This window comes from Paenibacillus tritici (genome assembly GCF_013204885.1).
GTDB lineage: Bacteria > Bacillota > Bacilli > Paenibacillales > Paenibacillaceae > Paenibacillus_AQ > Paenibacillus_AQ tritici.
This window is the reverse complement of the sequence record NZ_JABMKX010000005.1, coordinates 367,012-390,038: the sequence shown is the minus strand read 5'-3', so window position 1 is coordinate 390,038 and position 23,027 is coordinate 367,012. Positions and strand designations below refer to the sequence as shown.

The 23,027-nt window shown below is 54.8% G+C and carries 20 protein-coding genes and 1 riboswitch; of the genes, 3 read left to right on the top strand and 17 right to left on the bottom strand.

All coding sequences use genetic code 11. The features are described from left to right. Window positions 1-16: 16 nt before the first annotated feature. From hemC to hemA, 6 genes are all read right to left on the bottom strand, one after another. Window positions 17-961, bottom strand: a complete 945-nt coding sequence (hemC, locus tag HQN87_RS11395; protein WP_173132395.1) for a hydroxymethylbilane synthase — start codon at window positions 959-961, stop codon at window positions 17-19. A 356-nt stretch (window positions 962-1,317) separates the two neighbouring features. Further along, complete coding sequence (locus tag HQN87_RS11390) at window positions 1,318-1,632, bottom strand: hypothetical protein (RefSeq protein WP_173132380.1); 315 nt, start codon at window positions 1,630-1,632, stop codon at window positions 1,318-1,320. 60 nt (window positions 1,633-1,692) lie between these two features. Further along, on the bottom strand, window positions 1,693-2,340 hold the full coding sequence (locus tag HQN87_RS11385; protein WP_173132377.1) for a precorrin-2 dehydrogenase/sirohydrochlorin ferrochelatase family protein: 648 nt from the start codon (window positions 2,338-2,340) through the stop codon (window positions 1,693-1,695). Between the two features lie 24 nt (window positions 2,341-2,364). Next, complete coding sequence (locus HQN87_RS11380) at window positions 2,365-2,538, bottom strand: hypothetical protein (RefSeq protein WP_173132374.1); 174 nt, start codon at window positions 2,536-2,538, stop codon at window positions 2,365-2,367. 45 nt (window positions 2,539-2,583) lie between these two features. Then, the gene (gene ccsA / locus HQN87_RS11375) at window positions 2,584-3,411 is read right to left on the bottom strand and encodes a cytochrome c biogenesis protein CcsA (protein WP_173132584.1); all 828 of its coding nucleotides are present in this window, start codon (window positions 3,409-3,411) and stop codon (window positions 2,584-2,586) included. Window positions 3,412-3,416: 5 nt separating this feature from the next. Continuing rightward, complete coding sequence (gene hemA, locus HQN87_RS11370) at window positions 3,417-4,808, bottom strand: glutamyl-tRNA reductase (RefSeq protein ID WP_254075450.1); 1,392 nt, start codon at window positions 4,806-4,808, stop codon at window positions 3,417-3,419. Window positions 4,809-5,219: 411 nt separating this feature from the next. Then, a riboswitch (purine riboswitch) is annotated at window positions 5,220-5,322 on the top strand. 124 nt (window positions 5,323-5,446) lie between these two features. Here hemA and HQN87_RS11365 point away from each other — a divergent pair. Genes HQN87_RS11365 through hpt form a run of 3 tightly spaced genes read left to right on the top strand, consistent with a single transcriptional unit; the run spans window position 5,447 to window position 8,139 of the window. Continuing rightward, window positions 5,447-6,007 (top strand): phosphoribosyltransferase, encoded by a 561-nt coding sequence (locus tag HQN87_RS11365; protein ID WP_173132371.1) that lies wholly within the window; start codon window positions 5,447-5,449, stop codon window positions 6,005-6,007. Window positions 6,008-6,066: 59 nt separating this feature from the next. Continuing rightward, a complete protein-coding gene (locus HQN87_RS11360) occupies window positions 6,067-7,581 on the top strand; it encodes an IMP dehydrogenase (protein ID WP_173132368.1) in 1,515 nt (504 codons plus the stop codon). Between the two features lie 30 nt (window positions 7,582-7,611). Then, window positions 7,612-8,139, top strand: a complete 528-nt coding sequence (hpt, locus tag HQN87_RS11355) for a hypoxanthine phosphoribosyltransferase (RefSeq protein ID WP_173132365.1) — start codon at window positions 7,612-7,614, stop codon at window positions 8,137-8,139. A 353-nt stretch (window positions 8,140-8,492) separates the two neighbouring features. Here hpt and HQN87_RS11350 read toward each other — a convergent pair whose 3' ends face one another. The 11 genes from HQN87_RS11350 to HQN87_RS11300 form a co-directional block, all read right to left on the bottom strand. Continuing rightward, the gene (locus HQN87_RS11350; RefSeq protein ID WP_173132362.1) at window positions 8,493-10,055 is read right to left on the bottom strand and encodes a glycoside hydrolase family 76 protein; all 1,563 of its coding nucleotides are present in this window, start codon (window positions 10,053-10,055) and stop codon (window positions 8,493-8,495) included. A gap of 63 nt (window positions 10,056-10,118) precedes the next feature. Further along, window positions 10,119-11,171, bottom strand: a complete 1,053-nt coding sequence (locus HQN87_RS11345) for a glycoside hydrolase family 76 protein (RefSeq protein ID WP_173132359.1) — start codon at window positions 11,169-11,171, stop codon at window positions 10,119-10,121. A gap of 17 nt (window positions 11,172-11,188) precedes the next feature. Next, complete coding sequence (locus HQN87_RS11340; protein WP_367272702.1) at window positions 11,189-12,265, bottom strand: glycoside hydrolase family 76 protein; 1,077 nt, start codon at window positions 12,263-12,265, stop codon at window positions 11,189-11,191. A 42-nt stretch (window positions 12,266-12,307) separates the two neighbouring features. Beyond that, entirely contained in the window at window positions 12,308-13,195 is an 888-nt protein-coding gene (locus tag HQN87_RS11335) for a carbohydrate ABC transporter permease (RefSeq protein WP_173132356.1), read from the bottom strand. A 33-nt stretch (window positions 13,196-13,228) separates the two neighbouring features. Further along, complete coding sequence (locus HQN87_RS11330; RefSeq protein ID WP_173132353.1) at window positions 13,229-14,116, bottom strand: carbohydrate ABC transporter permease; 888 nt, start codon at window positions 14,114-14,116, stop codon at window positions 13,229-13,231. Between the two features lie 41 nt (window positions 14,117-14,157). Next, on the bottom strand, window positions 14,158-15,459 hold the full coding sequence (locus HQN87_RS11325) for an ABC transporter substrate-binding protein (protein WP_173132350.1): 1,302 nt from the start codon (window positions 15,457-15,459) through the stop codon (window positions 14,158-14,160). Between the two features lie 311 nt (window positions 15,460-15,770). Further along, window positions 15,771-16,946, bottom strand: coding sequence for a GntR family transcriptional regulator (locus HQN87_RS11320; RefSeq protein WP_173132347.1), 1,176 nt, complete (start codon window positions 16,944-16,946; stop codon window positions 15,771-15,773). Between the two features lie 95 nt (window positions 16,947-17,041). Continuing rightward, window positions 17,042-18,202: a glycoside hydrolase family 88 protein gene (locus HQN87_RS11315; RefSeq protein ID WP_173132344.1), complete on the bottom strand. Its 1,161-nt coding sequence runs from the start codon at window positions 18,200-18,202 to the stop codon at window positions 17,042-17,044. Further along, a complete protein-coding gene (locus HQN87_RS11310; RefSeq protein ID WP_173132341.1) occupies window positions 18,195-19,562 on the bottom strand; it encodes a hypothetical protein in 1,368 nt (455 codons plus the stop codon). The genes HQN87_RS11315 and HQN87_RS11310 overlap by 8 nt, the downstream gene beginning before the upstream one ends. Window positions 19,563-19,632: 70 nt before the next feature. Further along, entirely contained in the window at window positions 19,633-21,408 is a 1,776-nt protein-coding gene (locus HQN87_RS11305) for a cache domain-containing sensor histidine kinase (protein WP_173132338.1), read from the bottom strand. After that, a complete protein-coding gene (locus tag HQN87_RS11300; protein WP_173132335.1) occupies window positions 21,405-23,021 on the bottom strand; it encodes a response regulator in 1,617 nt (538 codons plus the stop codon). Before HQN87_RS11300 ends, HQN87_RS11305 begins: the two co-directional genes overlap by 4 nt. Window positions 23,022-23,027: the final 6 nt, after the last annotated feature.

Below are 23,027 nucleotides of genomic sequence, written 5' to 3'. Positions count from 1 at the left end.
TATCCCTTTGCATCCGCTACCCCATAATATCCTTCAAAATCTTCTCTGCGCCCCTGGCAGCCAGCTTGCGGGCGACCTCCGCACCAAGCTCCACCGGATCTGTCCCGGTGCAGGTCTCCTTCAGAATGACTGTACCGTCCGGGGTTCCCACCATCCCGGTTAAAGTGATTGCCGGATGGGCTGCCCCGCCTTCTGGCTCCAGCACCGCGTAGGCGCCGATCGGTACCTGGCAGCCTCCGTTCAGTGCGCCGAGGAATGTCCGTTCGGCCGTCACCGTAAGCGCCGTTTGCTCATCATTATATAGCGCCAGCAGCTTGCGCAGCTCCTCATCCTCCTCACGGCACTCTACGCCGAGTGCTCCCTGGCCCACTGCGGGCAGGCAAACTTCGGGCGGCAGGTATGACGTTACCCGGTCCTGCCATCCCATCCGTGACAACCCCGCCGCTGCCAGCAGAATCGCGTCATATTCGCCGCTCTCCAGCTTCTTCAGCCGCGAATCAATATTGCCGCGTACCGGCTCAATCCGCAGATCCGGCCGGAGCGCAGCGAGCTGGCTGGAGCGCCGCAGGCTGCTTGTGCCTACGCGCGCGCCTTGCGGCAGCTCTTCAAGGCTGGCTCCGCTACCGGAGATCAGAACGTCCCGCGGATCCTCGCGCCTCGGCACGGCACCATTAATCAAGCCTTCCGGCAATTCGGAAGGCATATCCTTCATGCTATGTACCGCCATATCAATTCCCTTAGCCAGCATCGCCTGCTCAATTTCCTTCACGAACAGGCCTTTGCCGCCTACTTTGGAGAGGGTAACGTCGAGAATCCGGTCACCTTTGGTAACAATTTTATGCACCTCAAAAGTAAAATCAAAACCATGCTCCCCGCACAGCCGCTCCAGATCGGCAATCACATGCCCTGTCTGCGTCAGCGCCAGAGCGCTTTGCCTGCTGCCCACAATAATCTTCCGCATGAACCATTCCCCCTGTTCAAACTTGATTCGCCCACCCGGGCCGCTTTCGCCCGGTTCAAGTGTATTTTTACACTTGTTTCGCCCACCCGGGCCGCTTTCACTCAATTCAAGTGTATTTTTACACTTGTTTCGCCCACACGGGCCGCTTTCGCCCGATTCAAGTGTATTTTTACACTTGTTTCGCCCACCCGGGCCGCTTTCGCCCGGTTCAAGTGTATTTTTACACTTGTTTCGCCCACCCGGGCCGCTTTCGCCGGATTCAAGTGTATTTTTACACTTGTTTCGCTCTCCCGGGCCACTTTCGCCCGGTTCAAGTGTATTTTTACACTTGTTTCGCCCACCCGGGCCGCTTTCACTCAATTCAAGTGTATTTTTACACTTGTTTCGCCCACCCGGGCCGCTTTCGCCCGATTCAAGTGTATTTTTACACTTGTTTCGCCCACCCGGGCCGCTTTCGCCGAATTCAAGTGTATTTTTACACTTGTTTCGCTCTCCCGGGCCGCTTTCGCCCGGTTCAAGTGTATTTTTACACTTGTTTCGTCCACCCGGGCCGCTTTTGCCCGATTCAAGTGTATTTTTACACTTGATTTACCCGCCCGGGCCGCTTTCGCCCAATTCAAGTGTATTTTTACACTTGATTCACCCGCCCGGGCCGCTTTCAATCCGCTCACACGGCCGCACTTAAACCGCTCATCCACACCACGCCGCTTAACCCGCCCCGCTCCTGCCGCCTAAGCTTCCCGGTTACACGCAACCCAGGACTCGATCTTCTCAGGTGTCCAGGGTATGAAGGTGCCCTGTCTCATCTCATCCAGCACCTCCAGCTGTCCCAGCCGCTGCAACAGCCGCGCCCGGACCTCCGCTGCCGGCTCCAGCCGCTTGATTACCGTCCGCAGCTCATGCAGGAAATCCAGGTAGGGCTCGTATTCCTCGCCCAGCAGCCCCGCAATCCGCTGCGTAATCTCCGCAGCAGCAGACGGTCCCGCTCCCGAGGTCGAGACCGCAACCGTCAAGCGACCGCGGCGAAGCACGCCGGGCGTGATGAAGGTGCCCGCCTCCGCATGGCTGGCCACATTAACGGGAAGCCCCAGCAGCCGGGCTTCCCCGGCAACGGCCTCATTCACCGCTCGATCGTCGCTCGCGGCATAGACCAGGACCGCTCCCTGGAGATCTCCGGGAGCATACGGACGGCTGATCCATTCCAGCCGTCCGTCCCCGGCCATCGCAGACAGCGTGCCGCTAAGCGACGGGCTGATGATTACAAGCTCCGCACCCGCTTCCAGCAGCGGGATTGCCTTACGTTCAGCCACCGTCCCGCCGCCAATCACCATCACCCGCCTGCCGCCCACATCCAGCATAATCGGCAAATACTTGTTCATCCGCCTCACTCCAGCATCCCAACGTCATCTATCCGCAATAGCATAATAATCCGCCCGCTCCATGTAGTACTCTCTTCCGGTAACACTAACGCGCATTACAAGCCAACTGCTTCTCATCAGCCATCCATTACAATCCAACTGCTTCTCATCAGCCATGCCGTACTTCATTATACGATCTGTCTTTTTGCAATTCAGCACGCAATCGGCCATACCAGCACCACTTGTCAGCCTTCCCTTCAACTCTTACTCTCCGCCCCAGCCATGGAACTCAGACCAGGAATTCAGCAGAAAGTTCAGGATGATGAAGCCATAACCGGCAATGGCCCAGCGGGCCATGACCGTGCCGCTTCTGCGGCCGGAGACCTTCAGCACGATATAAACAATGTAGACCCCGAGGCCCGAGAGTGTAGTCAGTACCTTCGTATCCTGAAAAAGCGGCGCCCGCCCTTCCGCCACAATCGACAGCCCGGCAAGGATCAGCGAGGCCAGCAGCAGCGGAACTCCAGCCAGGATCGCCGTGTATGAATATTTGTCCATGGTCTCCAGGCTCGGCAGCCTGCGGACACGGTCATCCCACTTCTTATTCTTAAGCTTGGTATGCAGGAATAAGTACATTATCGCAAATACCGTCCCCAGTGTCAGTGCGGCAAAGCTCAAATTGGCCAAAATAACATGCATCGCCAGCCACCCGTGCACCGCACTCCAGCTCTGCAGCGTATGGTCCTCTGCGGTCAGCCATACCCGGTTCAGCAGGAATACGCTGAATCCCGCCATACTTAGCAGCAGCACCGTGAACTCGCCGCCGCGCATATACGCTACTGCAAACGAAGTTACAACCATACTGAAGGAGAACCAGAAGAGGAAATCATAAGGCGTGAAAATCGGCAGTCCGCCCTCCTGGGAGAAGCGGATTGCAAGCCCCGCGAGCTGGAGTAAGCCCACGACAGCAAGAAGCCCTGTGCCCAGCCGCTTTCCGCCCGGATTACGCCGAAGGCAATCCGAGAAAACAAACAGCAGGCTCAGGGCATATAGCAGCAGAGCGGCATCATATATTCCGTTCAGCAGTAGCATGTTACTCACCCGCCAAGCAGAGCGGCTGGGGTAAGCACAGTCCCCGGCACCAGGATCTCTCCGCCGGAGACCCGTTCAGCAGAGCTGCGCTGAGCCGGCTCTGCACCGCTGCCGGCCGGACCGGAATCGAGCTGCTCCTGCAGGGCAAAGATTTGGGTGAAGTACTCCAATGCTTCATTCCCCTGCTTGCCGCCGGACATTTCCTTAATTACATTGATCGGATCATGCATCATCTGGTTGACAATGCTTTTGGTCAAGCGGCGGATCACCTTGCGCTGATGCTCATCCAGCTCCGGCAGCTTGTTGAACAGACTGTCCATCGTATCTTCGTAAATTCCGTTTGACTTGTCCTGCAGCGCACGGATGACTGGTCTGACCCCAAGCGTCTTCAGCCATTGCTGGAATTCCGCCATTTCTTGCTCAATCATAACTTCGATCTTGGCGGCTTCACTGCGGCGCATCTCCAGATTGCTCTCCACAATCCCCTCCAGATCATCAATATCATAGAGGAACACATCAGGCACACTTGCCGCCGCCGGATCAATATCCCGGGGCACGGCAATGTCGATCATGAACAGCGGCCGTGACGGACGGCGCTTCATTCCCTCGGCGACCTGGGCTGCCGTAAGAACATAGCCGTCCGCACCTGTGGAGCTAATTACAATATCCACCTCATCCAGAGACTTCAGCGCCTCATCAATCGTGCTGGGCTTACCCGAGAACTTCTCGGCCAGCTCCATAGCACGGGACAATGTACGGTTGGCGACGATCACCTCTGCCGCGCCGCTGCTGTACAGATGCTTCACCGTCAGCTCGCTCATTTTGCCGGCGCCGAGAATGAGCACCCGCTTGCCGGTGAACATGCCGAAGATCCGCTTGCCGAGCTCCACAGCCGCGTAGCTGACCGACACCGCGCTTTCGCCGATGGAAGTCTCGCTATGCGCCCGCTTACCAAGCGTCACTGCCTGCTTGAACAGCCGGTTGAACCAGGTCCCGGTCACACCCTCTGCCTGGGCAGTCAAAAATGCACTGCGCACCTGTCCCAGAATCTGCGTCTCGCCGATGACCATGGAATCCAGACCGCAGGTTACGCGCAGCAGGTGGGCAATTGCCTGCTCGTCTTCATATATATACATATGCTGTGCAAAACTATCGCTTTTTACACCGAACCACTGCTCCATGTAGCTGCGGATGAAATACCCGCACATATGAAGGCGGTCCACGACCACATAAATTTCCGTCCGGTTACAGGTGGCGACCAGAACCCCTTCCAGAACGCTCTTCGTCTGCAGCAATTGATGAAGCGCAGCAGGCAGATCCTTCTCGGCAAAAGCGAACTGTTCCCTCACCTCTACGGGAGCCGTACGGTAATTCAGGCCAACGACGACAATATGCATCGCTTGTTCACCATCCTAATCTCTATTCATTGGTGTAGGCTCTGTTACTGCTTAGCAGCAGATATTAGTATCAATTTCACAAGATCTCAAATCGCTGTGTTAAGTATATCACATCAAAATACGGCATTTTACATAACCTTTGAACTATTTATGAATTACAGATAATAATTATTATAAATAAAAAGTTGGAAAAGCACCATGCTTTAGCATGAGTTATTTAGAGTTTATTTATGAATCTGTCACTTAACCGCCTAATATAAATCAAACATGGTTATGTAATCTTACATAGCAATGAAATATTGACACACTTTATTACGGATGATAGCATATAACAAATGATCTGAGTAATGTTTTATAACACAAATAACCAATCAACCTCTGATTAACTCCTTCAAAAGTCACTTTAATGTCAGTTTTCTTCATTATTTCTCTTGTATAAGCCCGTTAATGTGGAATGGGCGTATCTACAGGCAACCGTAAATTGCCCCAGGCTACAAGAGGCCAGACAAGACGCTGGAATCAGCAGCAGAGAGCTTACGGCCAAGCCGGGCTTTTTCCTTCTGAGGTATTCTGTCTTGACTTAGGCCTCTTTCGTTCCTGGGGTTTTTGCCATCTATATAATAGAAGGAGTGAGGGCAATGAGTGCATCCTACACAAGATTAAATGAATCAATCCGCCAAGCGGGGAATGTGAGAATCTACAAGAACAGGGACACCGCCTATGACTTCAAGCTCTACCCTTTTGGCGAACGCGGAACGTACATCGCCCCCGAGCTGATCAGTGAGATTACCGATAGTCTGGCAGCGGCCATCACAGAGCAGTTCCCCGATTTCGATTACATCGTATCTCCTGAACCGGGAGGGCATACCTGGGGGATGCTGGCTGCTTACAAGCTGATGAAGCCGATGAATATCCTGCGCCTCAGCACGGAGCTGTACGAGAATTATGAGGTCAGCATCAGGCGCGAAACGGCGTATAATGAGAATTATATATATTTTGACGGATTCTCTGTCGGTGACCGCGTGCTGCTGCTCGATGATGTCATTAGTTCAGGGGCTACGATCCGCTGCATTGCCGGGCAGATGTCCGTTATGGGGATTGAGCTTGTGGGGGTACAGGCGATTCTGGCCAAAGGAGAGCACTATAAGCAGCTTGAAGCGGACATTGGAGTTCCCATACGGTTTCTATCCAAGGTATGAAGTGTATACATTTACAATCGCAGCATATCTGCAAAATATAGCAGGGGGAGTGACAAGCCATGGCTTATTATTACGAGCAGCCTTCAAGAACCTTCAGCGAGTTCCTGCTGGTGCCCAGTCTGACCACCAAAGAATGCATCCCGGGAAATGTGAATCTTAGCACCCCGGTCACCAAATTCCGCCAAGGGGAAGCCCCGGCGCTGACGATGAACCTCCCGGTGACTTCGGCAGTCATGCAGGCCGTATCCGACCATAACATGGCGATTTCCCTGGCCAAAAGCGGCGGTATCTCCTTCATCTATGGCTCCCAGTCGATTGAGCAGCAGGTCGAAATGGTCCGCCGGGTCAAAAAGTTCAAGGCCGGGTTCGTCCTCAGCGATTCCAATCTGCGTCCGGAGGATACGCTTCAGGATGTATTAGTGCTGAAGGCGCGAAGCGGCCACTCTACCATTGCCATCACGGACAACGGAGAACCGACAGGCAAACTGATGGGCATTGTCACCAGCCGCGATTACCGCGAGAACCGGCTGCCGCCGGAGTGCCCGATTACGGAGTTCATGACCCCGCTCGCTTCGCTGATCTATGCTGAAGAAGGAATTACGCTGACCGAAGCCAACGACATGATCTGGGATCATAAGCTGAACTGCCTGCCGATTGTGAATGCCACCGGCCATCTCGTCCATCTGGTGTTCCGCAAGGATTATGACAGCCATCAGGAGTATCCGCTGGAGCTGCATGATGACAATAAACAGCTCATCGTTGGCGCAGGGATCAATTCGCGGGATTACAAGGAACGTGTACCGGCGCTCGTGGAGGCTGGTGCAGATATCCTCTGCATCGACTCCTCCGACGGGTATTCGGAGTGGCAGGCGGAGACCATCCATTATATTAAGGATACTTTCGGGGAGCAGGTGAAGGTTGGCGCAGGCAATGTTGTCGATAAGGAGGGCTTCCTGTACCTCGTGGAAGCGGGAGCGGACTTCATCAAGGTCGGCATCGGCGGCGGCTCCATCTGTATTACCCGGGAGCAAAAAGGGATTGGACGCGGTCAGGCCTCCTCCGTCATTGAAGTCGCGGCCGCCCGCCAGGAATATTACGAGCAGACCGGCATCTACGTCCCGATCTGCTCCGACGGCGGGATTGTCCATGATTATCATATTGTGCTGGCCCTGGCGATGGGCGCTGACTTCGTGATGCTTGGCCGGTATTTTGCCAGATTCGATGAAAGCCCCGGACGCAAGCTGCTGGTCGGCGGGAACTTCGTGAAGGAATATTGGGGTGAAGGCTCAAGCCGTGCCCGCAACTGGCAGCGTTATGACTTCGGCAATGCCGATAAGGAGAGCAAGCTGGAGTTCGAGGAGGGCGTGGATTCCTTCATTCCTTATGCGGGCCGGCTGAAGGATAACCTCGATCTCAGCATCAGCAAAATCAAATCCACCATGTGTAATTGCGGCTCGCTGACTATCCCTGAATTGCAGCAGAAGGCGAAGATTACACTCGTCTCCTCCACAACAATCTTTGAAGGAGGCGCACATGATGTTATGCTTAAGGAAAAGGACAGATCATCCTCCTGATCACATCCTAATCCATAAGGAGCGTCAACCATGACCCAAATTACCAAAGTCCTGGTCAGCAAGGACCAGCTGCAGCAACGAGTAAGAGAACTGGGAGCTGAAATCTCGCGTGACTATGCGGGCAAGGAGCTTGTCCTTATCTGCATTCTTAAGGGCGGCGCCGTATTCATGTCCGACCTGATGCGCGAAATCACCTTCCCGGTCGGCATCGACTATATGTCGGTGTCCAGCTACGGAGCAAGCTCCACCTCCTCCGGTGTCATCACGATCAAGAAGGATATCGACATGGATATCCGCGGCAAGCATGTCCTGCTCGTCGAGGATCTGATCGACACCGGCCTGACGCTTCAGCATCTGAAGGAGCTGTTCGCCCTGCGTGAAGCCGCAAGCGTACGCATCTGCACCATCCTCAGCAAGCCTTCACGCCGTCTGGTCGATGTTCCCATCGACTACAGCGGGATTGATATTCCCGACGAATTCGTCGTCGGCTATGGACTGGATTACGCCGAGCAGTTCCGCAATCTGCCGGAGGTCTGGATCGTGGAGACCAGGGACTAGAACAGGGTCAGTTTTAAAAAGGTGGAGTGGGCGCGATGAGCGGGCTCTAACGGACCTGAGAGACACTATTCCCCGGAAAACACCGCTTTTTGCCGTTTAACGGACGGAGTGGACCTTATCGTCTCTCTGCGAGAGGTTTAAGCGTAGACATTCCAAGAATAAGCCCCAGGGGGTCCGTTCCATTGCCCAAGTGGTGGCTTTCATCTGGAATAAGCGCGCCTCAGTCCGTTACACCTGTTTAAATCTGATAATCTACTAGAACCAATAAGCAAGCACAAGGGAGCGCCGTACGGCGCTCCCTTGTGCTGCAATATTACCTCAGGCCCCAGAAACTCCAGCGTCGCCCGCAAAAATTAAAGCCCGCTCAGCAAATCAACATTAAGATAGTTCGTATTTCCCAGTGCACTGTTATACCCCAATTGGATGGTATTAGAGCCTGCATTCAGCGGTACCGTGACCGACACCGTTCCGTATGCGCTCCAGCTGGAGGTGGAATTGAACATCAGATTGGAGGCTACAACCGTGCCGTTCACTTTTACGAAGCGGGAAGCATTGCCTGCCCCTGCCGCGTAGCGGAAGGTAACGGTTCTGGTTCCGGCCGTATTCTGGTTGACATAGAAATCAATGGAGGTGCCACTTGTGTTCCAACCCCCGACATACCCTCTTCCTGTGAATCCGGCATTGGTGCTCTCATTAATCATGCCGCCTCCGCCCGCCAGCGTCCGCGCAGCGTTCTCCGCTTCATAAGCCCCGTTACCGGCAATGTATCCGGTGTAGCCGTCAGCGGGAACGAGCTGCAGAATGGAAGCGCCCGCAGCGGCAGCCAGGCTCTGAACATAGGAAGTACCCGTATTACGCAGCCAGTCGCTGCCGATGATTCCGTCGCTCATGCGGCGGTGATTCCAGGCCTGCGTTGCATTCTGCTGAAGAAAGCTTAAGTATTGCGGCTGTCCGCCCAGCGTACGGAGACGGTTCAGATTGCGGGCAAAGACCATTTTGAAACCTGCAGCATCATTCTCCTCTTCATACAGCAGAGTCTGGGCGGAGACCATTTTATTAACGGCATACCCGGCTGCATTGTTGGCATCCGTTAGGTAGGCGGAAGCTCCGGTAGCCTGGTACAGGGATACAGCCGCCCCCAGGAACGTTCCGTAATTGTAAGTGAAATCCCAATCCTTAATGAGACCGCTGCCCGTACCTTCAATATGATCATTGATTTTGCTGCCATTGACCAGGGCGGATTTGGTCCAATTATAGATTTGAGTAGCCTTGGTCAGATAAGCATTATCATTGTAGGCACTATACAGCTTGACTGCGGTCATGACCATCGGGGCATTCGTGGCCATATTCTTCTGGGCATTGGCTTGGCCCGGTACATGCGCATCCCTTCTCCACCAGATGCCGCCGCCGTACGCGCCGTCCCATTCGCTATAGATTTGGCCAAACAGGAAGCTGGAACGGTTCAGATACTCCGTGGTTCCAGTCAGTTCATAGGCCCTTGCGCAGGCCAGCGCCCACCAGCCCAGGTCATCGTTGAACGGATTCGTCATCATATCCGGGTATTTGGCGTTGAATCCGGTGTAAATGTCATCAATCATCGTGCGGTAGACATTGCTGCCCGTACGTTCGTAGGCATCCATTACGGTCTCCCAGAGCTGTGCCTCCCACCAGAAATCGGTGTAGAGCCCCCCATCCGGTCCGTGGGCATGTTCGGAATGAATCAGATGATCGCTGTTCGTATAGAAGTATTTGGCGGAAGAATCATAGAATACCTGCACGAATGAGTTCATTGCAGCATCAGCATTGGATACGGTAAAAGCCTCTGCCGTACCTCCAGCACCTGGAGCAGGCACAGATAGAGACAGGGACAATAGACAGACAACAGCGGCCGTTCTTATTTTCTTCCAGATGAACATTTCCGGGTACCCCCTTCATTTGTACATTTCGTCCATAACCGTCAGTCGGCAATGGGCTAATGCTTAAAGCTTGGCTGCTCCCTCAAGCAGCATCAGACCGCTGAGCTGAACACTGAGCTGTACCGGCAGCACGGGAACCTGCTCCCAGGAGGGTCCGCACAGCCCCAGCGTCCGGTCCAGCCCTTGCACCCATAGCGTACGGGCATTGGCCCATATGACTTCACGGACCCGGTCATTTCCGGGGAAATGCTGCTCCAGCTGTACCAGATAGCGGATCAGAATCCCCTTGAACAATCCGGTATCATCAATCCCTTCATCAGGCAACAGCAGAGATTCGGAATGGCATAAGCGGTCCAGGCACGCCTCAGCGGTCCGGCTGGCATCTGCGGCATAGCCGGAATCGCCGGTGACACGGCAGAGCTCGATCCCCGCTCCCATGAACACTCCCTGACAATAAGTGAATTCCCAGTCGTAATCTATCTGCCCATCCCCCTGGCGGTTGATTCCATCCCATACGAACCCGCTGTCAGGGTCAACCAGATTCGCCTGGTTCCAGCGGTAAATCCGGATCGCCCAGTTCAGATCCTCCTCCTGTCCAAGCAGCGAGTATAGGCGGGCGGCCAGAATAGCGGCCGGGGCATTCGCCGGCGTGTTCTTGTAATCGAGCTGATCCTTTTTCCAGGCCATCCCTCCCCCGCAGTGCTCATTCCAGGCCGTCTGAATATCAGCCCACAATTCAAGCACAGCACTCAGATATTCCGCTTCGCCGGTAGCCTGATAGGCCCGCAGCAGCGCAAGGGCAGTCCATTCCATATCATCATTATAATTATGCGTGAACGTCCCGCCGTTATAGGCGTGTAAGCTGCGGCTCAGACTACGGATGCGTTCGGCATATTTGGAATCCCCCGTCCGTTCATAAGCATCGGTCAGCGCATCAATGACATGAGCCTGCCACCAGTAGTAGAAATTGTCACCTGGCCGGCTGTATTCCTGCGGGTACCATTGGTCCATAATTCCGCTGTCCGCATTATAGTAGCGCCGCCAGAGGGAGTCTTGAAGCCAGTCCGCACGTGCTGCCCAGTTCTCTGCTAATGCTGTCCTGTTATAATGATCCATAAGCCAGCTCCTCCTATTTAAAATGAGGGTTGAGCATTCGGCCGCCTGGTCCCTGTAAGCACAGCCATCCGCTCCAGCAGCTTAATGCCGCTCAGCTGGGTGCTCAATTGAACAACGCCCGAAGGTGCCGTATTCCAATCGGGTCCGAAGAGAACCTGGTCTGCCGCCTTCCCTTGGCTCCACAGCATCTCTGCGTTGCTGCGCAGGAAGGACGCAGCGGCGCCGTCTTCCGGATCAGCTAATGCCAGTTCTGCCGCATAGCGGACCAGAATGCCCTTGAAGAGACCGGCATCACCGCCGCCTTCATCCGGAAGTATGCCATCATGCGGGCCCGCCAGCTCCTTGACCGCTGCGGCGAAGGTGCGCCGGGCCTCCTCAAGATAGTCACGGTTCCCGGTAATCCGGTACAGCTCGATAGCCGCACCGATATACACACCTTGATTGTAGGTATATTTCCAATCCTTATCGATCCCGCCGTCACCGGTACGGTTCATCCCATCCCAGACGAAGCCCGTGTCCGGGTCCACCAGATGGGATTGCAGCCAGTCATACAGCGCATGCGCCCACTCCAGGTCCTGCGGATCTCCAAAAGCCTGATACAGGCGGGTGGCTAGGATCGCAGCCGGGGCATTCGCCGGGGTGTTCTTGTAATCCAGCTGCGTTTTCTGCCAGGCAATGCCGCCCCCTGAATGGCTGTTCCAGCCGGTTCTGATATCCGTCCAGAGGATAAGGGCCGTCTCTTTGTATCCCTCCTCTCCCGTTGCCTGATAAGCGCGGAGCCAGGCCAAGGCCATCCACTCCATGTCGTCGTACAGCTCATTAGGCCATACCCCGTCATTGCGGCGGAGCAGCCCCGCATGGAGAGCGGATAGCCGTTCACGGTATCCGGCAGCCCCGGTCCGCAGCAGACCGTCCACCAGCACATCCACGGCATGTGCCATCCACCAGTAATGAAAGACCGTATTACATGCTCCATCTGGACAAGGAGTCTCAATATCATACATTTCGATAGCTTCGTTCCAGAAGAATACCTCCAGCGCTTCCTGGGCCGAGTCCGCCCGTTTCGCCCATTGTTCAAGCTCCATTTGCTTCATATGGTCTCTCTCCCCGTATATGATTTGCCTCCGGCAGATCACTCAGCCTTTGATGCCGCTGAAGGCAATCCCCTGTACAAAATAACGCTGCAGCGCTAGAAACAGCACCAGTATCGGCAGAATTGCCACCAGCGCCCCGGCCATCATCGGCCCGTAGTCTGTCTGGAAATTATATGAAAAAGCCTGCAGGCCCATTTGAATCGTCGCTTTGTCCGGATCATTCAGCACAATCATCGGCCACAGGAAGCTGTTCCAGCCGGCCTGGAAGGTGAAGATGCTCAAGGTAGCCAGCGCCGGACGGGTAAGCGGCAGATAAATCCGCCAAAAAATTTTAAATTCTCCGCAGCCCTCAATCCGGGCCATCTCCAGCATGTCACTGGGGAGCGTGAGAAAAAATTGCCGCATGAAGAACACCGCGAAGCTCCCGGAAGCCCCGGGAAGAATAATGCCCCAGAACGAGTTCATCAGCCCATTGCCGCCCCCGCCAAAAATATCATTGCCCCCGGCAAACGGGATATGGCGCATCACGTACACTGTCGGGATCATGGTCACAATGCCGGGAATCATCATTGCCGCCAGCAACACGCGGAACACCGGCTTGTTCAGCCTGAATCTCAGCTTCGCAAAGGCATAGCCGCTAAGTGATCCAAAAAACAGGTTGGCCAGCACACCCGACACGGCAAGCACGAGCGAATTCCAGAAGAATAACGCAAAAGGCACCGTTGAAAAGGCTTTGCGGTAATGCTCAAAGGTCAGATGCTTCGGAAACCACTGGATCGGCATCGCAAAAATCTCATCATCCGGCTTCAGCGAGGTTAGCAGACTCCAGTAGAATGGCAGAAACATAACAACTGCTATAAGGATACATACAATATAAAAAATGAGCTTGTAGAGGCCCTGCTTCAAGGCCGAACCGCCAGTAACACCCATCCTGTGAACCTCCTTTTCCTGGACAAGCTGCCCCTAAATGATCGACTCTTCCGCCTTGGAGACCCGCATATTAATCAGCGAGAAAATAAGAATGGCTACAGCAAGCACAAAGGCCTGCGCCGAGGCATAGCCCATTTGCAGCTGATTGAAGCCCTGCTGATAGATTAGATAGACCGGGGTCTTGGTCACATTAGCCGGACCGCCCTGCGTTAGCACAAAGGCCTGGTCAAACAGCTGCAGTGCACCAATAATCGCCATCGTGCTGACCAGGAAGGTCGTCGGCCGCAGCTGCGGCCAAGTGATGTAGCGGAAGCTGGCCCATTTGTTCGCCCCGTCCAGCCGTGCCGATTCATAGAGATAATCCGGGACACCCTGCAGACCGGCCAGATAAATAATCATGTTGGAGCCCACGGATTGCCAGAGGGTGAGCATCACAATGGACAGCATGGCCGTACTTGTCTCGGACAGCCAGGCCGGGCCGGTAATGCCCACATAGGACAGCAAGCCGTTCACCAGACCGAATTCAGGATGCAGCAGCCAGATCCATACGGTCGCCGCCGCTACCGCCGAGGTCAGCGTGGGCAAATAATAGAAGGTGCGGAACAGCTTAACCCCCCGCCATGCCCTGCTCAGCAGCATCGACAGCAGCAGGGAAATGATAATATTCAGCGGAACAAAAATAATGGAGTACAAGAACACATTTTTGAACGTCTTCCATAGCAGACTGTCGTCTATCAGACGGCGGTAGTTCTCCAGGCCGACCCAGTCATTTCTGCTAAGCACATCATAGTTGGTGAAGCTTAAATATAGAGCCATCACAACAGGGATGACTGTAAATACAGCGAACAGCAGCACCGTAGGCGTAATGAATACATAGGCAGTCCGGGCTTCGTGCCGTTCCACTTTTCTCATGGAAGCCATACAACTCCCCCTCTCATCATCCGGCAAGGTTCCCTGGCAGACTACTTAACAACCGCGTTATCCTCCAGCATTTTGTCTCCTTGCTCCTGAGCCTTCTTTAGGGTGTCTTCAATGCTCAGCTTGTTCTGCTGGTTGAGCTGAAGATTAGGTGCAAGCGCATCGGTCTCCATCACAGAATATCCGGGATGCGCCGGACGGATTTTGGCAAATTCCAGCGTATCCAGAAACGGCTTCCACTGCGGGTCGTCCTGGAAAAACGGATCTTCCATCGAAGGCTTGAAGCCCGGAAGATTCAGGCTGGTCTTGGCCCACAGCAAGGCATTATCCTTATTCGCTGTCCACCATTTAATGAATTCCCATGCCTCATCATGATGCTTGGAGCCCTCAGGAATAACGAGTCCGAAGCCGCCCATCACACTGCCCTTGTCGCCGTTCGGTCCGGCAGGGGGCGGTACAATGCCATATTCGAGATCTTTACCGTATTTGTTATAGGTACTGAGCATCCAGGGCCCGGAATAGAGCATGGCGACCTTGCCTGTAACGAAGGCATCCTGCCCTTCGCCAAGTCCCAGCTCAAAGCCAACCTTATACACCTTGTCTTTGTTCATCAGGCGGTCCCAGAATTCAAGCACCTGCTTGCCCTGCTCATTATTGAAATTGGTTTTACCATCCTCTGTAAGCATCTGGCCGCCAGCCTGCTGGAGATACATATTGAACAAGCCGAGGTCACCCATGGAGAAGCCTGCCACCTCCAGCTTGTCGCCGTTCCACTTGGTCAGCTTGGCAGCAGCCTGCTCCAGTTCATCCCAGGTAGCCGGAGGCTGAAGCCCCGCTTCGTCCAGCAGCTTCTTATTGTAGAATAACGCCCGGGCATCAACGGTCAGCGGAAGCCCGTATAACTTATTGTCATGGGAGAGCTCGGTCAAGGACTCGCTGTAGAAATCATCCTTGGAAATGCCGTCACGCGTTAAGTACTCATCCACCGGATGCAGCACGTTCTTGGGAGCATACAGCGAGGTCCGCCAGCGGTCCCAGAACAGCACATCGGGAGCGCCGCCATTCGTAGCCGCAGTCAGGAATTTGGTGATCATATCCTGCTGCAGCACATATTTGACATGAATCTTATCCTGGGATTTGTTGAAGGCATCCACCATGGTCTCGAACTGCTTCTGGCCTTCACCGCCCCAATCTCCCCAGAACGTGAGCTCCGTCTTCTTTCCGCTGCTTCCGCTTCCGGCTTTGCCCTCATTCGCAGCATTCTCTTGTCCCGAATTGCCACTGCAGCCCGCCGCCAAGGCAGCGACCATCATCACCGAGAGTGCCGTAACCAAACCTTTTTTCATTGCTTCATCCCCTTAATTTGTATTTGTCTGTTACAGGTTCCAGGGCTGCCAGCCTCTTTGCTCCACAAGTTAATCTTCCGCCAGACCCCTGCTCGCTTTTCAGTCGGAATGACCTCCTTTTTATTCAATGAAGCGCTTTCACAAATGAGTATATTGGCATTTAAATGATATGTCAATATGTATTTATAGATAATAATATACTAACATATGAAATGCACTGTAATTGCTAGACTGCAAGCTTCACCTCCGAACCGGAGACGGATCCATTTGAGCGCACCAAAAAAACCCATCCGGCGGAATGGGTTGGCGGATCACAGCAGCTTGTTGTGACGGACAGGGCCGGTCGAATTCCCGGGAACCAGCTCAGCTTCCAGCATCACCTTATTGGGGACGGATTGGCCGTTCATAATACTGAGCACATTCTCCAGGGCAATCCGGCCCATCTCCTCTTCATTCTGCCGCATATGGGTGAAGGCATAGCCGCTGCCCAGATGTGTCGGCGGACTGTCAAAGCATATAATGGAGATATCCTCAGGTACACGCAGCCCCAGCCGTTCCACCGCAGTCTTCGCGAGCAGCGCGATATTGTATTCAATGGCAAATAACGCCGTGATTGACGGATGGCTCTGCAGATGGGTTACAAGCCGCGAGAGGTCCCGTTCAATATTATCTGTATTAAAAGACTTTGGCAGCGTCGAGGTTAAATCACTGACCCACAGTTCCTTGTCCACCACAACTCCCCGCTGGGCATGGGCTTGAATGAAGCCCTCAATCCGGTCCTCCACGGCAGTGGTATCCACGGGAGGCGGAGACAGAAATGAAATATGACTATGCCCGAGGTCAAACAAATATTCCGTCGCATCAAGGGCTGCCTCCAGATTATTGGAGCTGATGGATGCCGCAGCCACTCCTTTGAGATGTCTGTCTACCAGCACGAGCGGAAACCGCCTGATGACCAGCTTCAGAATTTCTGCATTGAAATACTCGCCTTGGGCCGGAAAAATAATCAAACCGTCCACACCCAGTTTCAGCAGCTTCTGGATCGCCTGCTCCTCATTCTCCGGAATACCAAAGGTTCTCCGCAGCACCAGGAAGCAGTCACTGTCGCGTGAAGCCTGCTCCATCCCGTAGATCAGCCCCGTCCCGTAGCTGTTGCCAAAGTCGGTGATGATCAGGCCGACTGTTTTGTCACCGGAGTGAATCTTCATGGCAGCAGCAGGGGTTGTGATGTTCATCCCCGGGTCAGGCTGCCCAGTGGAAGCATCTGCTACGAACGAGCCGCGGCCGGGCTTGCGGACAATCAGCCGTTCGGCGGCGAGCATCTCAAGTGCTTTCTTGCTGGTTATACGGCTAACCTTATAGGTTTCAGCCAGCTCTTTCTCGGAAGGAACCCGTTCTCCGGGTTTATAAACCTCCGTAAGGATGCTCTCCTTCACTTCATCAAAAATCTTCTCATACATCGGCTTGGAAGAGGTGGATTCAGTCATAACATTCTTGGTCCCCTGACATTCATTTTTCAGTATCATACATAATAATATATCATGATATATAAAAATTGTCGATCCAGGTCGCCAGAACTTATCTACCAATAACGCTGCCACTCTCCAAGCACCCGCATCAAGGCCTCACAGTAGAAGTAATCCCCCCAGAGGGTGCATTCGTCAATCCCCCAACCCCGTGGTTTGTTATAGACACCATGCAGCAGAATTCCGTTTGAATGAGGATGCTCCTTCGTTGTGTACCGCTCAGCAAGTACAGCCAGCATCTCCAGGGCAGCTTCTCTGTATCCGGCTGCACCCGGATCGTCAGCCGGTAATTGCCGGAACAGCTCCAGCAGCCCGCAGACAGTAATAGCAGCAGCCGAGCTGTCCTTCTCCTGGCCGTCGCCGTCCGTAAATATCAGATCCCAATACACAATGCCGTCTGCCGGAAGTTTTTCCAGGAAATAGTCGGCCAGCTGCCTGGAGGCATCAAGCAGCGATGAATCGCCCGTATGCGCGTAGGCAAGCGCGAAGCCGTATATGCCCCAGGCCTGCCCTCTCGCCCAGCAGGAATCATCGGCATACCCCTGATGAGTGTTGCCGTACAGCGGCTTACCCGTTTCCGCGTCCATATAATAGGTGTGATAGGAGGTATGGTCGGGGCGGACCAGATACCGGGCCGATTGCCGGGCGTGTCGGTGGGCTATGGATGCCAGGGCGCTGTCCCCAGTCTCTTCAGCAGCCCAGTGGAGCAGCGGAAGATTCAGCAGGCAGTCAATAATCATCCGGCCGCGCTGCGCCGGGTCATTCAGATCTCCCCAGGCCTGAATAATTCCAGCCTCGGGAAAGTAACGGTCCGCCAGCAGTCCGGCCGCTTCCAGCGCCATCTCCCGCGCCGCCGGATTGCCGGTAATCCGGTAGGCAGCAACCGCCGAGAGGCTGTACAGAAAACCCAGATCATGCGTATCCACCGCGATCCGCTCCTCCACCCGCCTCCGGAAGCTGTCCAACTGCTCTTCTGCCGCTTCCCGGTACCTGCTGTCTCCGGTCCATTCATACGCCAGCCAGACCATGCCGGTCCAGAAGCTGGCCGTCCAGTCCGTATTCTCTATCGCAGGATAGACTAGACCTTGGCTGGCCGACGCCGGGAACAGCTCCGTATATACGGGCAGATTCTGCTCAATTTTACCTACCGCAAACTTCAGGGCCTGTTCGAAGAACAGCCGCTCATCCTCCTTGAGTTCACACAGTACTTTATGCATGGCCTTCCAGCCTCCTTTTTAAGCGGAGTGTAAGTCCGATTGTCTGCCGGCCGCCGGTCAGATTGAATCTGAGGAAGGCTAGCTTATCCTTAATCAGCTTAACTTCAGCACCGCCTGAACATGCGCTGACTTCATAGCCCGCCAGATCATCCCAGTACACTAACCCGAACGGAACAGCGCTGCTGCTCCCAATCTCATATTCAAGCTCAATCACCGTATCCGTCTTCAGGTACTTCGTCACGAATACCGGCGGAACAGCTTCTGTGAAATCATCGTTCATGTTCAGCTTGCCGATGTAATTGCGCAGCAGACGGGGCCTGCATTCTCCCTCCACGAAGGACAGCTGGCACTCTTTGTCATAGTAGAGAAAAGTTTCCGGCCAAGGGCCAAATCCAACTCCGCCCAGAGTCATGGTGTATTCGTTAATCTCCGGCCGTACCGGATAATCATGGGTAAGCATATAAGATGGTGCCGTGTATTCATTCTGCTCTTTATACAGGCGTACAGCATGGGGTAAAGTCGTTAAGGTAATAGGATAGCTGGTAATATAGTTGAAAAAGAGATCCAGCATCCCTGCACATTCCTCGACATGGGAAGCCGGGAATACTGTGAACCTGTCTGTGAACTCCATCTCATGGCCTTCCTGCTGCTGGAGGAAAAACACCTGCCCGTTATGATCCGTATTGAACAAATATTCATCGAACAGATGCTTCCAGTAGTCGATATTCTCTCCTGTACACAGACCGGCACGCAGCACATCGTTAGGGTCCGTGGAATAGATGACCGGGCTGCCGGTGTGGTAGGTGGCGTGCAGGTCCCGGGCCGTCCATTCACAGGCCACCACCTGGCCCCGGCCGGGATGCGGCACCTTGAAGCTCCCGCTGTCCACATACCACGAGCCCCAGGGAATGCCCTTATGGGTGATGCCATCCCACCAGAACTGCTCATAGCAGTATCCCCACATGCCTTCAAAATCCAGTTCTTCCAGCACTTCAATCACTTCATTGTAAATCTTCCCCCTTGCGGCCACCTTGGTGGTGGCCCATGGGAAGACCTCTTGCAGCAGCGACCAATCCTCTTCCAGCCGCCGCTTCAGCACCTCCTTAGAGGAGCCAGCCTCCTCTTCAAAGAAAGGGCATTGCAGGATGACATCATCGCCGTAGGCGGCATGCCATTCCCCGATCCGCTCCCGCAGGACCGGAATCGAGCCACGGTTGACGATCCAGGTTACGGGAATGCCGTATTTATGCGCAAGCTCCGCAGTCCGCTTAATGCCGTCCAAGGCGACCCCCTTACCCCAGTCTGCATCATAATGTGCAGCGTAGCTGACGAAGGTATAAATTAGCCGTTCCGGTTTCAACACAATCCCTCCAGATATTCATAGTTTGTTCCTGCCGGGCCCTGCCCGGCGCGGCTTCTCCGCCGCTGCCCTAGTTATCTTCATACTCTCCCGGAAACCGGAGGGTCACGGCGGTAAGCTTGTAAGGCTCACTCTCCAGCTCCATTGCAGCCTTGTCCCCATAGTGCAGGCGCAGCCGGGTATAGACATTCCGCAGAGCATAGCCGCCATTCTCCTGCCCGGCTGCTTCGACAAGTCCGGCTTCTACCCGCTCCTTGTCGAAGCCCTCCCCATTGTCCTCCACCTTACAGACGATGAAGGCCCCTTCCCGGTACACGCGGATGATGATCCGTCCGGTATGGCCTTCACTCCTGAATCCGTGGAGAATCGAGTTCTCCACCAGGGGCTGGAGCAGGATTTTTAGCAGCGGCTGCTCTTCCAGCCCTTCCTCCACTGTAATCTCATAGGTGAACAGCTCCTCGTAGCACTGCTGCTGCAGGCTTAAGTAACGGCTGACATGATCTACCTCCTTGGCTACGGTTGTCAGATCATGGCCGTTATTAAGCCCAAGCCGGAACAGTTGGGACAGGGAGACAATCATCTCCTTCACATCCTCCTGCTTGCGGGATTCTGATTTCCAGAGAATCGTATTCAAGGTGTTGTAGAGAAAATGAGGATCAATCTGCGCCTGCAGCGCCTTGACCTCAGATACGCGCTTCTGCTTCTCCGCCTCAGTGACGTTCTGGATGAGCTTCTCAATTTTGACCAGCATGATGTTGAAGCGTTCGCCCACCTGTGCCACCTCATCCCTGTAATCGCTGGAGAAGCGCACGGAGAGATCATTGTCACCGGCTCGGGACATCAGACGCTGCAGCCGATAGAGAGGGCGGATCAGCAGGCCGGTCATCCACTTCGACAGAATCAGTGCCAGCGGAATGAGCGCGAGAACGATAACAAGGGTGGCCCACCACATGTAACGGATATCCTTCAGCAGCACAGCCTTGGGCTGGAAGTAGAAGATCATCCAATTATCGGGAAAGGTCACCCTGGCCCAATTGACCAGATATTCCTTCCCTTCGAACCTGTATTCAAAATGATTGCGCCCCGCGTTAACCTCGCTCTGGAAGGCCGCTTCCCGCATCGGGGCTACGAAGCGGGAATGCTCATCCATCACCGGATTACCCGCTACGTCAATGACTGCAATGCTTCCGCTGTCGCCGACCACATTCGTCTCGGCATATTCCTTGATGGCAGACTCCCGCACATTGACGACCACCTGCACATCGGTTCCCCGGTAGGCCGAGATCGGCTCAATCAGCAGGCTGAGGACACGGCCGCTGTTCTCGAACAGCCCGTCACGGTGGGCCGGAACCCACAGCGGCAGCGTCTTCTCCTGCATAATCCGGCTTAGCGGAGTGTCCGCGAAATCCAGATTCGTCCGCTTCGCCCCGGTGACAGAATAGAATTCACCAATGGGCGTGGACACAAGCACCGAATCAATGGATGGCTCGATTAGCTGCATCTGGACCAGGGGCACCTGCAGCGCGTTGTTCAGCGCGAAATAAGAATAGTAGCTGGCCTCTGTTCCCGGCGAGGCGCGGAGAATATCCTCGAAGGGCGGACTCATCATAAAGGTCAGGACCGACAGCCGGACTTTGCGCAGCTTCTCCTCCAGCGCCTGGGCCGATTTGCCGATCATCATCTGGCTGAGCTCTGCCGTCTTGCGCTCCAGAAGCCGCGAAGCCAGGTATTGTGAGGAGACGCCTGTAACCCAGATCGCCAGAATCACGATGGACACTATGCCGATCCAGAGCCTGGTCTTGAAGGTGGAATTGTGCAGGAATGTCCGCAAAATCGGCTTTCTCATCCGTTGCCCTGTCTGGGCCCATAGGCCGCCCGGAATTCCGTGGGCGTCATGCCGGTCGTTTTCTTAAAGACATCGCTGAAATAGGAGCGCTCCTCATAGCCGAGGCTTTCGGCAATTTCGGCGATGGGCCGGTCACCGGCCAACAGCAGCTTGGCCTGCTCCATCTTCTCCTGGATGACGAAAGCGCCGACAGAGAGCCCGGTCACCTTCTTGAACAGGTTGGAGAAATAGCTGGTGCTCAGGTGAACATGGGCAGCATAGTCGCCGACCAGCAGATTGAGATGCAGATGCTCACGAATGTAGCGGATAGCCGCCTGAATCGCCTCTTGGGCGCTGAATTGCAGCCGGGACTGGACCTGCGCACAGCTCAGCTTGCTCAGCTGCTTCAGCGATTCGCGCAGATCGTTCAGCACCGCGCGGGGCGAGGTCAATGCCTTCATTAGCTCGGTCAGCTCCGGACTCCCGGCCAGTTCAGGCACCGCATTGCGGATCAGAGCGGCAAGCTCTACACAGAGCGCCTTCGCACTGTCCGGCGAAGGCAGGGCTTCTGTCTTCCCGGCAGTTTCCAGCAGCATCAGCAGTAACTTCTCGGCCTGCCCGGCATTACCGGAACGCAGCGCATAGACCAGTTCCTTCTCCAGATCGGCATCAGGACGCGGAAGCACCTCGGGACGCTGCGTGATATGCTCCCAGAAGAATACACTGTTGCCTCCGGTATAGAATGTGTAGGTTAGTGCCTCTACCGCCTGCTGATAGGCAACGGGAAGCTCATCCAGCTCCTGAACCGTCCGGCTTACGCCTGCCGAGACCGTGCATTTGGAGTAACGCTCGGCGTTCTCCCGGCATTCCTCAGCGATTCCCAGTGCGCTGGCCCCGTCCCCTGTGTTGATAATGAGCACGAAGCGGTGAACCGATTCGCGGAACAGCGTTCCCTTGGCCACCCGGAGCACAGTCTCCTCTACGATGTTCTGCACGGCAAACCGCAGCAGCTCCGCATCATTGACCGGAATCTCCTCGCTCTTCTGTACGAAATGGTCAATCTCCAGCACCACGACGGCGAGCGGAGAGGACTGCATATCCATCTGCAGAAATTCCCAGCGCCTGCGCAGCGTCTCCGGCTGGGCCGAGAAGCGGACCAGCAGGCTGAGGTATTCCTGGCGCAATAACGGCATGCTCTCCCGCAGCTTCTGCTGCATGTCGCTCAGCTCCTCGCTATGCTGCCGCTCTCTCTCCAGCTCCTCCGCAGCTTTCTTCACCACTTCGGCCAGCTGCCTCGGTGTGAAGGGCTTGAGGATATAATCGAAGGCGCCCAGACGAAGCGCTTCCTGCGCATGATCGAAATCGGAATAGCCGCTGATGAAGATAAATTTGGCATGCGGGAGCTGCGGCCGCAGCTCCCGCATCATCTCAATGCCGCTCAGCCTGGGCATACGGATATCCGTCACAATGATATCGGGCAGCTTCTTCTTAACGAGCGCCAGACCTCCCTCGCCACTGGATGCCGTGCCCACGATGTCTATCCCCAGTTCGCTCCAGTCCATATCCCGGGAGATCCCGTTCACGACAGCGCGGATATCATCAATTACGACCATGGTATATGTCCGCTTGATCATAGGTGC

Coding starts and splice junctions, on each gene's coding strand:
- HQN87_RS11315 (WP_173132344.1), bottom strand. CDS start 18,202: ATGCATAAAGTACTGTGTGAACTCAAGGAGGATGAGCGGCTGTTCTTC.
- HQN87_RS11385 (WP_173132377.1), bottom strand. CDS start 2,340: ATGAACAAGTATTTGCCGATTATGCTGGATGTGGGCGGCAGGCGGGTG.
- hemC (WP_173132395.1), bottom strand. CDS start 961: ATGCGGAAGATTATTGTGGGCAGCAGGCAAAGCGCTCTGGCGCTGACG.
- ccsA (WP_173132584.1), bottom strand. CDS start 3,411: ATGCTACTGCTGAACGGAATATATGATGCCGCTCTGCTGCTATATGCC.
- HQN87_RS11340 (WP_367272702.1), bottom strand. CDS start 12,265: ATGAAGCAAATGGAGCTTGAACAATGGGCGAAACGGGCGGACTCGGCC.
- HQN87_RS11345 (WP_173132359.1), bottom strand. CDS start 11,171: ATGGATCATTATAACAGGACAGCATTAGCAGAGAACTGGGCAGCACGT.
- HQN87_RS11325 (WP_173132350.1), bottom strand. CDS start 15,459: ATGAAAAAAGGTTTGGTTACGGCACTCTCGGTGATGATGGTCGCTGCC.
- hemA (WP_254075450.1), bottom strand. CDS start 4,808: ATGCATATTGTCGTCGTTGGCCTGAATTACCGTACGGCTCCCGTAGAG.
- HQN87_RS11320 (WP_173132347.1), bottom strand. CDS start 16,946: ATGACTGAATCCACCTCTTCCAAGCCGATGTATGAGAAGATTTTTGAT.
- HQN87_RS11330 (WP_173132353.1), bottom strand. CDS start 14,116: ATGGCTTCCATGAGAAAAGTGGAACGGCACGAAGCCCGGACTGCCTAT.
- hpt (WP_173132365.1), top strand. CDS start 7,612: ATGACCCAAATTACCAAAGTCCTGGTCAGCAAGGACCAGCTGCAGCAA.
- HQN87_RS11350 (WP_173132362.1), bottom strand. CDS start 10,055: ATGTTCATCTGGAAGAAAATAAGAACGGCCGCTGTTGTCTGTCTATTG.
- HQN87_RS11305 (WP_173132338.1), bottom strand. CDS start 21,408: ATGAGAAAGCCGATTTTGCGGACATTCCTGCACAATTCCACCTTCAAG.
- HQN87_RS11300 (WP_173132335.1), bottom strand. CDS start 23,021: ATGATCAAGCGGACATATACCATGGTCGTAATTGATGATATCCGCGCT.
- HQN87_RS11365 (WP_173132371.1), top strand. CDS start 5,447: ATGAGTGCATCCTACACAAGATTAAATGAATCAATCCGCCAAGCGGGG.
- HQN87_RS11360 (WP_173132368.1), top strand. CDS start 6,067: ATGGCTTATTATTACGAGCAGCCTTCAAGAACCTTCAGCGAGTTCCTG.
- HQN87_RS11335 (WP_173132356.1), bottom strand. CDS start 13,195: ATGGGTGTTACTGGCGGTTCGGCCTTGAAGCAGGGCCTCTACAAGCTC.